Source organism: Hymenobacter endophyticus (assembly GCF_032464715.1).
In the GTDB taxonomy this organism is placed as follows: domain Bacteria; phylum Bacteroidota; class Bacteroidia; order Cytophagales; family Hymenobacteraceae; genus Hymenobacter; species Hymenobacter endophyticus.
Window position 1 is genome coordinate 246910 of the sequence record NZ_JAWDJT010000008.1, and the last position, 13034, is coordinate 259943.

Consider the following 13034-nt stretch of genomic DNA (forward strand, 5'->3'; position numbering starts at 1 on the left):
TCGTTCAATCCGCGCAGGTGGCGCAGGCAGAACGTCAAACTCACCATTTCACCACTTCACAATTTCACCATTTAGTCCAACGCGGGTAGCAGGAGCATGGGCAGGCGGCCGTGCAGCACAACCTGTGAGGTAACGCTGCGGTTGAACAACTGGCCCAGGAAGCTGCGGCGACGCGCCACCAGTACCAGCAAATCGGCGTGGGTTTCCTGCGCAGCCTGCAAAATGCCTTCCGGTACGCGGCGGTGTCGCACTCCGTGGCAATGAATTCGGGATTCTACTCCCGCAATCAGCCCACTGGCGGCTACCGCATCAAGGGCCACAGTGCAGGTGTCACTGTTTTCGGGTTCGGCCACGTGCGCCACGGTGAGCCGGGGCTTCAGATAGGCCAGTAGTTCCCGCATTCCTTCCGACTGCGTTTTGAGGCTAATGGGGCTGTTGTCGGCAGCAATAGTAATAGCGTGCGGTGGCACCGCTGCTGCCGCGCCCACGGGCACCACCAGCAGCGGGGTGCGGGTAGCGCGTAGCAGTTTCAGCGAAGTGCTGCTAACCAGTTCGTCGGGGGTAGTTTCGGTATCGGGTTTACCCAGTATTACCAGGCTGGGAGAGTGGCGGCCTACTGCCTCAGATACGGCCGTTTCCACTCCTTCCACGGCTGACTCCACCGTGACGGGCAAACTCGCTACCGAGGCTACCCGGCTTTGCAGGGCTGCGGCCACTTCTCCCTCGCTCATGTGTCGGATGCTGCCGTTAAAAGCATCAGGGTCCAACAGGGTTTCGCGGCGGATGTGGAGCAGAATCAGCGGAGCCTGAAGCGGGGCCGCCAGGGCCGCCGCGTACTGCAGGGCTTGGTCGGCGGCGGGGGTAAAGTCAGTCAGGACGAGGAAAGGAGCAGCCATGGCGCAGAGCAGATTGGGAGTAGGGGTGGAGAAGGAATGCAGGGTAGAAGTATACGGGAAAAGCGCTACTATGCTGCATGCCGGCCCAAGAAAGCCCGCTACTTCCCCCTCAACTTTGGCCTTGCAACTCAACAGGTCGAACCGAATGGCTACACGTTACTGACTACCGGGTCCGTGCAAATTCCTGAGCGTAAGTCTTGATCTGGCTGCGCGTTTCTCGAAAGGCCGTTATTACCTCTTGCTCTGAGCCAGTGGCCTGAGCCGGGTCCGGGAAACTGTGGTGCAACCGCTGGGCGGTGGCTGCGCCGGGCAAAATGGGGCAGGTTTCACGGGCATGGTCGCACACCGTCAGCACGTAATCGAACGGGACGGCCGCATACTCAGTGGCCAGGTTGGAGGTGTGCCGGCTGATATCTACCCCATCCTCGGCCATAACCTGGACCGCCCGTGGGTTCAGGCCGTGCGTTTCCACCCCGGCCGAGTATACCCGCGCCTTGGGCAGAAACTGTTGGAGGTAGCCGTGCAGCATCTGGCTGCGGCAGGAGTTGCCGGTACACAAAACCAGAATGTTCATGTGGTAGTGAAAGTATGGGGAGTGTGTTAAGGAGAAAGTAAGCACTCAGGAAGCCGGATACCAGCGCCGCCGAAACCAGAAGGCTAGGTTTACCAGGGCAATCAGGGCGGGCACTTCGATGAGGGGGCCAATGACGCCCGCAAACGCCTGCCCCGAGCTAAGGCCAAACACCCCGATGGCTACGGCAATAGCCAGCTCGAAATTGTTGCCCGTGGCCGTGAAGGCAATACTGGTGTTCTCCGCGTAACTGGCGCCCAGCCACTTGCCCGCCGCAAAGCTGACCACGAACATCACCCCGAAATAAATAGCCAGCGGCACGGCCACCCGCAATACATCCAGCGGCAGGCGCACAATAGTTTGCCCTTTGAGGCTGAACATAACCACAATAGTGAGCAGCAGGGCAACCAGGGTAACAGGGCTGATGGCCGGAATAAACACCGTATCGTACCAGGTTGCGCCTTTGAGACGCCGCAGAATGTAGCGGGAAAGGAACCCGGCGGCCAAGGGAATACCCAAGTACACCAGTACGCTCTGAGTAATATCCCCGATGCCGATGGCCACGGCTGTGCCCGGCAGCCCAAAATAGGGCGGTAGCACAGTTATAAACAGCCACGCCAGCACCGGATAAAACAGCACCTGAAACAAGGCGTTGAGCGCCACCAACCCAGCCGCGTACTCCCGGCTGCCATCGGCCAAGTCATTCCACACCAGCACCATAGCAATGCAACGGGCAATACCAATCAAAATCAGACCCACCATGTATTCCGGTTTGTCGGGCAGGAGCCACACGGCCAGCAAAAACATCAGCAGCGGCCCAATTATCCAGTTCAGCACCAACGACAGCCCCACGATGCGGACGTTGCGGAACACCTGCGGCAGCTGCGCATAGTTGACTTTCGCCAGGGGCGGGTACATCATCAGGATCAGGCCCAAGGCCAGCGGCACATTCACGGTGCCCACCGAAAAGTAGTTGACCGCCCCCTCCATGCCGGGCACCCAGTATCCCAGCGCCACGCCCAGCAGCATTGCCAGCAGTATCCAGATGGTCAGCCCCCGGTCAAGACTGGAGAGCTTCTTGTGGGCCCTGGTAGCTACAGGTGGCGCTGAGGATGAGTGGTTTGCAGGAGAAGTCATTAGGCAAAAAGAGGCTACTCTATTCTGGAAGAACGCACGTGGGCAACTAGCAGCAGCCTCCGCCCGGTGTGCAGGCCGAGCCAGCCGCCGCGCCCGTATCAATGAGCGTGAAAGCCATAGGCGCCATAGTGGGTACTGCTTTAGTTGCTACGGCCGGGGCAATACAGCACTGGCTGCTGTCAGCGGCTTGGTCGTACTCCTGCTGGTAGCGTGGGTCGTTGAATTCGGCATCCTCGTGGAAATAGTATACTTCCCACTCCGTACCATCGGGGTCGGTTACCCAGAATTTATCCTGCTTGGCATAGCAGCAGCTGGTCCCCATTTCCTGGCGCTGTACCAGGCCCGCCCGTTGAGCGGCCGCCAGGCGGGCTTGCAGCTGCATCAGCGTTTCTACCTGAAAACCCAGGTGTCCAAAGTTGCTGTGTACCCGCTCCGGGTTTTGCACGAAGGAGATAATCAGAGACGGTTCATCCAACACGTATTTGGCATAGCCCGGCTTAATTTTAGCGGCAGGCTGCCCGAAAAATGCCGTGTAGAAGTTCACGGTAGCCGCCAGATCCGAAACGTACAGCGACACGTGCATGCGGGGAAAAGTGCTCATGACAGAAAAAGTAAAGTGGTGGAAAAGAGTCGACTCAACACCCGCAGGGGTCGGCGGGGCCGCAAGCAGTGGTGGTAGTAGCTTGCGCAAAAAAGGCCGCAAACATAGACTGAGCCTGCGCCCAGAGTTCCGTATTCAGGCAGTAGCACACCGTCAGGCCATCAATGTCGCCCCTGATGAGGTCCAGGGCCTTCAGCTCCTGTAAATGCTGGGAAACGGTAGTGCGGGACAACGGCAACTCGGCCGCAATATCTCCGGATATGCAGGTGGTTTTGCTGGCCAGTAGCTGAACAATAGCCACCCTGGCCGGATGCGCCAGGACTTTGGCCAAACGGGACAACTGTTGCTGCTCCTCAGTAAATCCGGAAAGCTTGGCGTAGGTCATAGGTATAATGAAGTATGACGTAAACATACGACATTCTTGAATACGTAGCTATTAGTGCAACGGAATACTACACCAGGCTACAACAAAACAGCCATTCTACGCGTGTAGAATGGCTGTTTGAACTATGAAAAGCAACTGGGCCTAACGGTTATTATCGTCGATGGGATTATTAAAACCGGGGTTCATCAACTCGTCCGTCATGCTGGAGTTGTCAGGGTCCGGGCCAGTAGTGGCACTGTCCGTGGGTATACCAACTGTTTCCTGCTCCAGGCGGGCAGAGGTATCCAAGGTGCCTTCCTCGTCGCGCTTGTAACCGTACAACTCTTCGCGGTGTTTGCGCTGCTCTTCGCTCAGGTTTGCGCCTGAGTTGGGGTCGAGGGCGGCGGCGGGGTCCTGGTTCTGGTTTTTCTTATCGGCGGCCATAATAGGGGTCAGAAAGAATAAGGAGAGAAAACAAAGGCCAAGGGCCGACTACTTACCCGAACCGGGAATACCACGGCCTTCGTCCGGGCGCAGGGCACTGAACTCGTCAGGGTTGTCATTGGTGCCCACATTAGGGTTTTTGGGATGATTTTCATCCTCAGCCGCAGGGGCAGTGGTCTGGTTGGCGGGCTCATTGGTGGCCCAGTTGCGGGTGCCCCCAGCGTAGCGTGGGTCATCGGCGGCCCAGCCCTCGCGCTGCTCCGTGTACTCAGCATCTTCTACCTGGCGCACTGCGGCCGGGTCAACGTTTTGGGGAGTGCTGCCGCGCTGCTCAGGGAAGGCTACCGGCGGGGCCACGCGGCCGCCTTGCGTCACGCTGTGCTCATCCTCCGCTTGCTGGCGGGCTTCAGCGGACGAAACAGTGCCGAAATCCCCGTACTGCGGGGTGCCATTGGGGTGGTTGGCGGGGGTGTTGTCGGGGTTGAGGTTATCGGGTGTGGTTTGCATACAGTAAGGGGGGTAGGAGAGTAGGTAGAAGATGGGCAGCCGGGAGAGTGGCCGCTTCTGGTGCTTCATACGTAAACTCCCGGTAAATGGCGAAAGGCCGTATTTCATCCGCCCCAGATTTCTTGCTCATCATGGCCGCACAGGTTGCTCATCATCCCAAAAACCAGGAGTTTACCATCGAGAAAGAGGGCCACTCTGCCGAGCTGGCGTACAGCCTGCCCGCCCCTCACCTCATCGATTTCAGCCACACCTATGTTGATAAGCCGCTACGGGGGCAGGGGGTAGCAGAAGAGCTGGCTCGGGCCGGCTTGGCGTATGCCCGCAGCCAAAAGCTACAGGTAGTAACTAGCTGCCCCTACATGCAGGAGTTTGTGGAGAATCATCCCGAATATCATGACCTGCGGAGTACCGATTCGGGTAGCTGAACAGTAAATGCGGCATCTGCCTGATTTTTAATAGTATCTTAATTTTCTGCGTGGGCTAAACCAGTACCTTTCCTGAACTAGTACTAACTACCAGTTGGTACGCTTTGGGTAGTGCTATGCTTACTTTCCACGTCCTTACCGATTTCTCGGCGGCAGCGGCCAACGCCTTGCACTACGCTGCCCTTTTGGCCCGCCATGTGGGGGGCACGGTACGGATATGGCACATACGCCCCGAGCCTGGCTGCTGCGAAGCTCCTGTATTTAGTTTACTGAGTCAGCAATGGTCAGTGGAGTGCATGCAGGAGTTGCTGGCAGATCAGGTGGAAAAAGTAAGCGCGTGGGCGCCCTGCACAGCCACTCTGCTTACTTCGGAGCCCACCCGGCACCTGTCGGCAGCGGTGGGAAAAGGCTTAGGCCAGATAGTGGTAGTCGGAAATTCTGATCCGGCTAAAAGCATGAAAAACGCCGAAACCAGCACGGCGCTGCACTTGGTGCGGCAGCTGGTACAGCCGCTCCTGGTGGTGCCGGTTACGTATCGGGCCGGCAAGGTACCGCGCCGAATTGTGCTGGACACCGACCGGCGCGCTGTGCGGCTGCCGGCGGCAGCCGCCACCATTCCTGGTCTGCTGGCTCAACTTACTACCTCACATCAGCCACTCGCCCTCGGTTACCTGCCCGGCGACGTGGACACGTTATTGCATCATAGTATACCCTCGGTGGTAGGGCTGCACGTGTATACTTCCTCGGCCGCGCCGGAGCCGGGTGATGTAGCCACTCGAATACAGCAAACAGGCCTGCTGGAAGGCGTGGCGCACACAGTTACCTCTACCCGCCACTCTTCCGTGGAGGAAGGCATCCGTCACGCCGCCACGCGCCACCAAGCTGATTTGCTGGCTTTCGTGACGCGGCAACGCATGTACGCGGGGACGCATTTTTTGCGTAGCGTAACGGCTGGCCTACTTGCACACAGCCGCATTCCGGTACTCACCACTCCAGAGCAATAAGTACACACTATATATTATTCGGCATCCTACGTGACTGAATCCGCTTCCACACCCACAAACGGGCCCGCACTGCAATGCGGGCCCGTTTACATTGCTGCTACTTCAACCGGGAAAAGCCCGAAGCGCAGCGGTTAAGCAGGGGTAGGTGAGCTGCGGCGGGACAATGGCCAGCCACGCGGGGGCGGTTAGCTGCCACGGCCTGTACCTTGAAAGTAGTAGCCACAAAAAATGCCCCGGCTCCTGGGCAGGAACCGGGGCATTCAGCGTCCAGTAGTGGTGTGGAGCTACTGCAGCAAGTAATCGTACAACTAGTGCTGTACTGCTACGCGGCTGCTGTAACGAATACCGTCCACGGTAACGCGTATCGTGTACAGGCCATTGCTGAGCGTGTGCACGGGAACTGCCGCAGCCTCATTAGCCGAAACCGCCTGGGTGCGGTACAGCACTTCCTGGCCCAGGGCATTATAGAGGCTAATGGTGGCTTCGTGGCGGCCGCGCAGCTCGGGCAGGCGCACTTGCACGCTGCTGGCGGCCGGATTCGGGAATACTTCGATGCCGAAGTTGAGCGGAGCCGCTTTGGTAGCGCCCGTGGTAATGCAGCCGCTGGTGTGGCTGCCCACGCGCGTGAACACATCGGTACCCACAAACTCCCACTCACTTGCGGCGGCGCTCCAGCGCTTCTGGCCAGCATTCACCGTGACCTTGCGCACCAGAGTAGCATTGGTAGTAGTACCACCCGGCACCTGCCAGCCGCCGGTCGGCTGCTGACCAATTACCCCAATGATGTCCAGCGTATCGGTGCCGTCTAGCAGCAGCAGAGCGTCGTCGCCATTGAAGAACCCTACGCTCGACTGCAAATCAGTTTGGGCCGCTACTACTGGCGAGGCCACGCCGGTATTGGCAATTACGTACACGTCGCCGGGGGCAATGGTGCCGGTGAGGGCCTGGATGGTAGTGGGCGAGGTAGCGCCGTTGGCGAACAAACGCACCTCAATACCCGTCAGGTTAATGGGCGCCGGCGAGGGGTTGTAAATTTCGACCACCTTGGTGTTGCTGGCGCTGCTGCCTTCCACGTATTCGGAGAAGAACAAATCGGTGCAGGGCGAGCCGGCCGGAGCCTGGTCATCGTTAGTGATGGTGAGGACGTGGGCCGAGGGCGTACCCAGTACCGCGCCGCCCGTAGTGGGAGCACCCAGCACCAGGCGCACAGTTTCATTGGGCTCCGGCTGCGTATCACCCACCACCGTAACCGTAACGGGGAACGACTGGGAAGCTTGGCCCGCCACGAAAGTGAGAGAGGCGGTACTCAGGGTATAGTCGGCGGGCGTGGTAGCGGTGGTGCCGCTGGTGCTTACTGTTACCGGAACAGTTACGGCCGCCGTAGGGGCGCTGCCGCTTAGCGTTACGTTTACGGTGTAGGTGCTGGTGCCCGCGTTGCCCTCCGTGATGCTGCCACTGGTCGAAGCAAACTTGATAGTGGGAGCTGCGCCGTCGTCGTTGGTAATAGTCAGCTCCTGGGAGGACGGGCCACCCACCGCGCCGCCCGCAGAAGGGGTGCTCAGCGTGAGTACTACGGTTTCGTCGGCCTCGGGCTGGGTGTCACCATTTACGGTTACCGTCACGGTCTGGGAGGTCTGGCCGGCGGCAAACGTCAGCGTCTGGGGCGAGGTGAAGGTGAAATCCTGGCCGCTGGTGGCCGTGGAGTTGGCCGCATCCAGGGCCACCTGCACAGTGAGGGCTGAGGTAGGCGCGGGCGTTACAGTAACAGTGGCCGTGTAGGAGCTGGTACCGGTATTGCCCTCCGTAATGCTGGCCGTAGCGGCCGAAAACGAGAAAGTAGGCAACACTTGGAAGCCCCAGGCCCGGGCCACCAAATCGGGGTAGGCAATGTAGGGGTTGAAGTTACCCTGGCTTTTGGCTGTGCGGCGGTTTCGCTCCTTTTCCCGCGCATCCACTGGGTCAGCCAGGTGCCACTGATACAGCGTATTCAGGTTGGCCGCCGCCGTAATTACGTCCTTGCCCGGGTCAAAGGTCTGGCCCTGGTGCATGGTGTAGAAGTAGAAAATAGCGCGGGCCAGGTTGCCCTTATGGTCTTCCCGGGGCTCAAATTGCGAGTTGGTATCTTCGCTGTACTCGTCAATGTTGCTGGTCGGGATGGTGCTCTGGCTGGAGGTGCCGCGCACCCACTTCTGGGTCTGGGCGTCCGGAATTTCCGCAAACGGGTCCGAGCCTCGGTCTGAGTTCCAGGTATCGTAAGTCGGGAACAGATGGTGAATATCGGAGCGCATGCGTACCACTTCATTAAACCACGACTGCGGCACGGTATGCTCACAATTGATGCGGTTCACCACGCCCGTGCTGGTGCTGCTGGAGTCCAGCCGCACCGTTTCGGTGTAGCCCGAGTACACGCACACCACGCGGCCATCCTGGTTATCGATGAAGTTGTACATCTTGCCGCGGGCCTCGTTGTAGCTCAACACCACGCGCTTACCATCGTACCAGTTTTGCCGCAGCCAGTCTTTCAGGCTTTGGCCCTGCAAGCTGGTGGGTGGGGCAGCCGGCATGGTTTGGGCGGAGGCCGCCACCGAGCCCAGGCTCAGCGTGGCTCCCAGCATCCAGGAGAAAAAGTGTTTCATCTGCAAGGGGGAAGGTGCGTGTGTGAAGAAGAGAAAAACAAATGTCGGATTCTTTTGGGATACGCAGATCCTCAGGGCAGTACCTGGCGGCTCGCGTAACAGAAAGGTAATATGAACTCCTTACACCGACGGAACTTGTGGCGGCAAGCTGCCCATGCCACAAAAAAAAGCCAGCCCGGAAGGCTGGCTTTTTTGTAACGGGTAGTGCAGAGAGCTTAGCGGGTGGGCATCAGCACGGTGTCTACCACGTGGGTTACCCCGTTCTTCGACACTACGTCGGCAATAGTCACGTTGGCCATACCGCCCTTGGCATCGTGCAGCATTACTGCGTTGCCGTTGCGGTGCACCATCAGGGTTTCGCCTTCCACAGTTGTCAGGGTCTGCCCGTCGCGCAGGTCGGCGGCCATCAAACGGCCCGGTACCACGTGGTACGTGAGGATGGTAGTGAGCTTCTGCTTGTTTTCGGGCATTACCAGGGTGTTAACCGTACCGGCGGGCAGTTTCTCAAAAGCGGCGTTGGTGGGCGCAAATACGGTGAACGGGCCAGCACCCTTCATCGTCTCAACCAACCCGGCGGCTTTCACGGCGGCTACCAGGGTAGTGTGGTCCGTGGAGTTCACGGCGTTATCTACAATATCCTTGTCTGGGGTCATCATAGCGCCCCCTACCATCACCCCGTTGCCGGTGCTCATGGTCATGCCCTTCATATCCTTGCCTTCACGAGGCTTGGTGGTGGCTTTAATTTTAGCTCCGTTGTCGGCTTTGCCTTTTACCTTGGTTTTGCCATCATCGGCTACCTTGGTTTTAGTGCTCATCTCGCCGTCTTTGACCTTTGTTTTCTCGTCGTCCGACTTCATTTTACCCTGGGCCACGGCCGAGCCGGTAGTGAGCGTGAATGCCAGAGCCAGGGTGGAAAGCAGGTAGTTTTTCATGATGCAAGAGGATTGAGGGTGGAACACCCTATGAGAGAAATGTCCGCCTTGTACGCTGGCGCTTACAGAAAGGATATAAGCTGAGCAGTATGCCGGTGTTGCCCGCTACGCCAATGAATCCAAAAAGCTCTTCAGGGGCATTGCAGGGCTTTCGCGGGTCGTTATGGAATCCATGTTGTTACCTCCCTGGGCAGATGTAGGCAGAGGTATGCTACTGTTCTGTTTTGGTTTCTGAGCTAGGCTGTGGGGACAGTAACGCTTCTTATTACCAATCGGAACGTCCTGCTGCGCTGGGCTCTGCATGAGGTGGCGTTGTGTAGGCCTGCGTACTGTCCCCGCAGCCTAGGGTAGGAAACTAAACAGTAAGCACTCCTGTAGATAGAGGGAGCTTCCGTAGTGAATACTTGCTTCTTTAGCCCCAGATCTGTCCCATGCCTTTGCACCACCTTATCTACCTGAGCACACCCACTATTGCGTTTACTCCGCCTCAGCTGCGTGAGTTGCTCCGGGAATGTCGCGCCAATAATGCCAAGCATGAGCTAACCGGGGTGTTGTTTTACGGCAAGCAGCATTTCATGCAGCTCATTGAAGGAGAGGAGCAGGAGGTGCACGCCCTCTATAATCATCTTCAACACGATACGCGCCACGATAACCTGATTAAAATTGCCGACAAACCTATTCAGGCCCGGGCGTTTGCCGATTGGTCGATGGCGTTCCAGTGCCTGGATGCAGGAACGGCCGAAGCAGGAATACAGGATTTGGAGTCGGTAGTACTAAGCTTACCTGCCCTAGCGGCCGCCGATGCTCTGTTGCTGGAAACAGTGCGGCAGCGGCTGCTGGCCGAGTAACGCGCATGCAATCCGCTTGCACTACTTTCGCGTAAAGATTCACTCCTTTTTTTCCGTGCATCGCATGAAACACATTGTTTATCTGAGTAAAGCAGTACACCCTCTTTCAGATCAGGAGTTACAAGAGCTGCTCAATCAGTGTCGGCACGATAATAAGCGTCAGGGAATTACGGGCATCCTGTTTTACAGCCACGGCCATATTGCTCAGCTTTTTGAAGGTGAAGAAGAATCAGCTGACAACCTGTTCAACCGCATCGCCCAGGATGGTCGTCACTCTGATGTAACCAAACTGGTAGACCGAGTAATTACAGCGCGTAGCTTTCCGGGCTGGGCCATGGCATTTCATCCCTTGGAGCCCGCTGGCTTTGAGACGCTGGAAGGCTTCCTGTTACCCGACCGGATGCCCCCCTTGCCCGTCAGCCTCAGCATTGCCGACGCCACCCTGGTTGATTTGGTACGTTTGGCCGTACTCGGGCCTATTCCTGATACTGCCGACAGTTTGCCCCAAGCTGAAGGAACACTCTAATGCTGAGCAGATAGTCGAGTAACTACTGTCGAGCCTATAGGTAGTGTTGGGCTACCCGTTGTACCTTGTTTACTCTCTGGCCGCTATTCCCACCGTTGCCAGTATTCCCATGCATGCCTGATCCATCATTCCATAATTTATTGCAGCGCTTACCAGCCGCCATTGCTGCGTTTACTGGTGAGGAACTCCGCTACGATTTCGCCAATGACTCCATGCGTGCTCTGTTAGGGCAGGAGGATTTGGAAGGGCGCCTGGCCAGTGAAACCCTGCAAATGTGGCCGGCTGATTTAATCAGCTTTATGCAGCGTGTTTACAGCACCGGGAAATCATACGTGGTTAAATCGTGCCCGCTGCTGGCCGGCACAGATGACAACGGCCCAACCGCTGCAGCCTACTTTGATATCACTCTGGAGCCCGACCCGGCCGATGATGGCTCAGTGCAGGGTTTGCTCCTATTTGCCGTGGATGTGACGGAACAGGAGCGCACCCGGCAGCGCAGCCATGAGCTAGCCGTAGAAACGCGGCGGCTGGATGCTCGCCTGCGCGTACTCACAGAAACGGCCCCACTGATTAGTTTCACTATGAACCCTGAGGGGGAGTACGAGTACGTAAGTCCGCAGTGGCATACCTTTACTGGGCAGCCTACCACCTGCGACATTACGGCCGTCTGGCCTCTGCTTGTTCATCCCGATGACCGGTTGCGGGTACTGCATCAAATGGACGTGGCCCGGGCTACGGGCGCGGCCTGGAGCTACGAGTGTCGGCTGCGGCGCTACGATGGGCAATACCGCTGGATGCTGAGCCGGGCCGTGCCCGAAAACCACGCCTTTGGCAAACCCGCTTACTGGCACGGCGCCATGGTGGAGGTGCATGACCAGCGGGAGCTGGCCGAGGTGCTACGCAAGGCGGAAGCGGAATTGCGTTTCCTGGCCGATAGTATTCCGGAGTTAATCTGGATAGCTTCGCCGACGGGGCTGGTGAACTATTACAACCAGTTTATCAGCGAATATTCTGGCCTCACGGCTGACGAGCTGGGTCCCACTGGCTGGATTAACCTGCTGCACCCCGCTGAGCAAGCCGAAACGGCCCGGCGCTGGGTGTTCTGCGTAAGTTCCGGCGAAGCCTTCGAAGGGGTTGTGCGTATGCGGCGGCACGACGGTGCCTACCGCTGGCACCTGATCCGGGCCCGGCGCCTAGATGATGGCCAGGGCCTGCGCTGGTTTGGCGCCTGCACCGATGTGGACGACCAGAACCGGCTGCGCCAAGTGTTGCAAACTCAGTACAACGAGCTAGCCCAAGCCAACCGCGACCTGGATACGTTTGTATATACCGCCTCCCACGACCTCAAGCAACCCGTTCTCAATTTGCGCGGCCTGTTCGATGAGCTGCGCCGGGCGGCTACATTCCATGATCCGGAAGAAGCCTTTATGTTGCAGATGCTGGACGAAGCCCTCTTGCAGCTGGATACCACGCTGCAAGAACTGGCCGCTACCGTGCGTGACCAACGGGGGCTGTCAGCCCCGACCGAAGAACTGGACGTGCCATTGGTGCTGGAAGAAGTGCTTTTAGGGTTGCGGACGCAGGTGCTGGAAAGTCAGGCCACCATAGATGTGGATGTGGATACTGGATTGCAGCTACACTACGGCCGAGCCAATCTACGGTCAGTGCTGCATAATTTGATCAGCAACGCACTCAAATTCGCCCACCCTGAGCGGCTACCGCACATCCGAATACAAAGTGCAATAACCGAGCAAGGCCAACCTGTACTGGTGGTGCAGGATAATGGTCTGGGCATGGTGCTGCCCGAGCAGCCTGCCCCAGTTTTTCAGCCTTTTGCCCGTCAGCATGCGCATATCGGTGGTGCGGGTGTGGGTTTGTACCTAGTGCAGCGCATTGTGGCCGGGCGAGGGGGGCGGCTGGAAGTGGCAAGTACCGTAGGGGAAGGGACTACCTTTACCATTCACTGGCACGACGGAGTGCCGGCCGCTGTAGCGGATGAGTAAACCTGCCGCCTACAAAAGGGAGGGTGTTGTTCCAATCCTGTTGAAGCAGCGTACATTCCATATACTACTCCGAGAAGCTTAGAGCGGCGTCAATAATTGAGTTAGCCGTTACTTCCTTGCTACAGCAACACCGGAGTGCC

Annotated in this window: 14 protein-coding genes; 5 read left to right on the top strand and 9 right to left on the bottom strand. The window is 58.0% G+C overall.

Annotated elements, in window-relative coordinates; translation table 11 throughout:
* Positions 1-71: 71 nt before the first annotated feature.
* From ROI90_RS13490 to ROI90_RS13520, 7 genes are all read right to left on the bottom strand, one after another.
* Entirely contained in the window at positions 72-896 is an 825-nt protein-coding gene (locus ROI90_RS13490; RefSeq protein ID WP_315998875.1) for a universal stress protein, read from the bottom strand.
* A gap of 163 nt (positions 897-1059) precedes the next feature.
* A complete protein-coding gene (locus ROI90_RS13495; protein ID WP_315998876.1) occupies positions 1060-1470 on the bottom strand; it encodes an arsenate reductase ArsC in 411 nt (136 codons plus the stop codon).
* A gap of 45 nt (positions 1471-1515) precedes the next feature.
* Positions 1516-2604: an ACR3 family arsenite efflux transporter gene (gene arsB / locus ROI90_RS13500; protein WP_315998877.1), complete on the bottom strand. Its 1089-nt coding sequence runs from the start codon at positions 2602-2604 to the stop codon at positions 1516-1518.
* A gap of 46 nt (positions 2605-2650) precedes the next feature.
* A complete protein-coding gene (locus ROI90_RS13505; RefSeq protein WP_315998878.1) occupies positions 2651-3205 on the bottom strand; it encodes an ArsI/CadI family heavy metal resistance metalloenzyme in 555 nt (184 codons plus the stop codon).
* 34 nt (positions 3206-3239) lie between these two features.
* On the bottom strand, positions 3240-3590 hold the full coding sequence (locus ROI90_RS13510; protein ID WP_315998879.1) for an ArsR/SmtB family transcription factor: 351 nt from the start codon (positions 3588-3590) through the stop codon (positions 3240-3242).
* Between the two features lie 141 nt (positions 3591-3731).
* Positions 3732-4013: a hypothetical protein gene (locus ROI90_RS13515; RefSeq protein ID WP_315998880.1), complete on the bottom strand. Its 282-nt coding sequence runs from the start codon at positions 4011-4013 to the stop codon at positions 3732-3734.
* Between the two features lie 48 nt (positions 4014-4061).
* On the bottom strand, positions 4062-4520 hold the full coding sequence (locus ROI90_RS13520) for a hypothetical protein (RefSeq protein ID WP_315998881.1): 459 nt from the start codon (positions 4518-4520) through the stop codon (positions 4062-4064).
* A gap of 131 nt (positions 4521-4651) precedes the next feature.
* Between ROI90_RS13520 and ROI90_RS13525 the strand changes: the two genes are divergently transcribed.
* Both ROI90_RS13525 and ROI90_RS13530 read left to right on the top strand, forming a co-directional pair.
* Positions 4652-4945, top strand: coding sequence for a GNAT family N-acetyltransferase (locus ROI90_RS13525; RefSeq protein ID WP_315998882.1), 294 nt, complete (start codon positions 4652-4654; stop codon positions 4943-4945).
* A 116-nt stretch (positions 4946-5061) separates the two neighbouring features.
* Complete coding sequence (locus tag ROI90_RS13530) at positions 5062-5949, top strand: universal stress protein (protein ID WP_315998883.1); 888 nt, start codon at positions 5062-5064, stop codon at positions 5947-5949.
* Positions 5950-6257: 308 nt separating this feature from the next.
* On the opposite strand, the gene ROI90_RS13535 is transcribed toward ROI90_RS13530, so the two are convergent.
* On the bottom strand, positions 6258-8585 hold the full coding sequence (locus ROI90_RS13535; RefSeq protein WP_315998884.1) for an endonuclease: 2328 nt from the start codon (positions 8583-8585) through the stop codon (positions 6258-6260).
* Between the two features lie 215 nt (positions 8586-8800).
* A complete protein-coding gene (locus ROI90_RS13540) occupies positions 8801-9292 on the bottom strand; it encodes a fasciclin domain-containing protein (protein ID WP_315998918.1) in 492 nt (163 codons plus the stop codon).
* A gap of 656 nt (positions 9293-9948) precedes the next feature.
* Between ROI90_RS13540 and ROI90_RS13545 the strand changes: the two genes are divergently transcribed.
* The 3 genes from ROI90_RS13545 to ROI90_RS13555 all read left to right on the top strand — a co-directional run bounded on the left by ROI90_RS13545 (position 9949) and on the right by ROI90_RS13555 (position 12894).
* Complete coding sequence (locus ROI90_RS13545; protein ID WP_315998885.1) at positions 9949-10365, top strand: BLUF domain-containing protein; 417 nt, start codon at positions 9949-9951, stop codon at positions 10363-10365.
* 64 nt (positions 10366-10429) lie between these two features.
* Positions 10430-10891: a BLUF domain-containing protein gene (locus tag ROI90_RS13550; RefSeq protein WP_315998919.1), complete on the top strand. Its 462-nt coding sequence runs from the start codon at positions 10430-10432 to the stop codon at positions 10889-10891.
* 113 nt (positions 10892-11004) lie between these two features.
* Complete coding sequence (locus ROI90_RS13555; RefSeq protein WP_315998886.1) at positions 11005-12894, top strand: PAS domain-containing sensor histidine kinase; 1890 nt, start codon at positions 11005-11007, stop codon at positions 12892-12894.
* Positions 12895-13034: the final 140 nt, after the last annotated feature.

Coding starts and splice junctions, on each gene's coding strand:
- arsB (WP_315998877.1), bottom strand. CDS start 2,604: ATGACTTCTCCTGCAAACCACTCATCCTCAGCGCCACCTGTAGCTACC.
- ROI90_RS13505 (WP_315998878.1), bottom strand. CDS start 3,205: ATGAGCACTTTTCCCCGCATGCACGTGTCGCTGTACGTTTCGGATCTG.
- ROI90_RS13525 (WP_315998882.1), top strand. CDS start 4,652: ATGGCCGCACAGGTTGCTCATCATCCCAAAAACCAGGAGTTTACCATC.
- ROI90_RS13510 (WP_315998879.1), bottom strand. CDS start 3,590: ATGACCTACGCCAAGCTTTCCGGATTTACTGAGGAGCAGCAACAGTTG.
- ROI90_RS13545 (WP_315998885.1), top strand. CDS start 9,949: ATGCCTTTGCACCACCTTATCTACCTGAGCACACCCACTATTGCGTTT.
- ROI90_RS13515 (WP_315998880.1), bottom strand. CDS start 4,013: ATGGCCGCCGATAAGAAAAACCAGAACCAGGACCCCGCCGCCGCCCTC.
- ROI90_RS13520 (WP_315998881.1), bottom strand. CDS start 4,520: ATGCAAACCACACCCGATAACCTCAACCCCGACAACACCCCCGCCAAC.
- ROI90_RS13490 (WP_315998875.1), bottom strand. CDS start 896: ATGGCTGCTCCTTTCCTCGTCCTGACTGACTTTACCCCCGCCGCCGAC.
- ROI90_RS13555 (WP_315998886.1), top strand. CDS start 11,005: ATGCCTGATCCATCATTCCATAATTTATTGCAGCGCTTACCAGCCGCC.
- ROI90_RS13535 (WP_315998884.1), bottom strand. CDS start 8,585: ATGAAACACTTTTTCTCCTGGATGCTGGGAGCCACGCTGAGCCTGGGC.
- ROI90_RS13550 (WP_315998919.1), top strand. CDS start 10,430: ATGAAACACATTGTTTATCTGAGTAAAGCAGTACACCCTCTTTCAGAT.
- ROI90_RS13530 (WP_315998883.1), top strand. CDS start 5,062: ATGCTTACTTTCCACGTCCTTACCGATTTCTCGGCGGCAGCGGCCAAC.
- ROI90_RS13540 (WP_315998918.1), bottom strand. CDS start 9,292: ATGAAGGGCATGACCATGAGCACCGGCAACGGGGTGATGGTAGGGGGC.
- ROI90_RS13495 (WP_315998876.1), bottom strand. CDS start 1,470: ATGAACATTCTGGTTTTGTGTACCGGCAACTCCTGCCGCAGCCAGATG.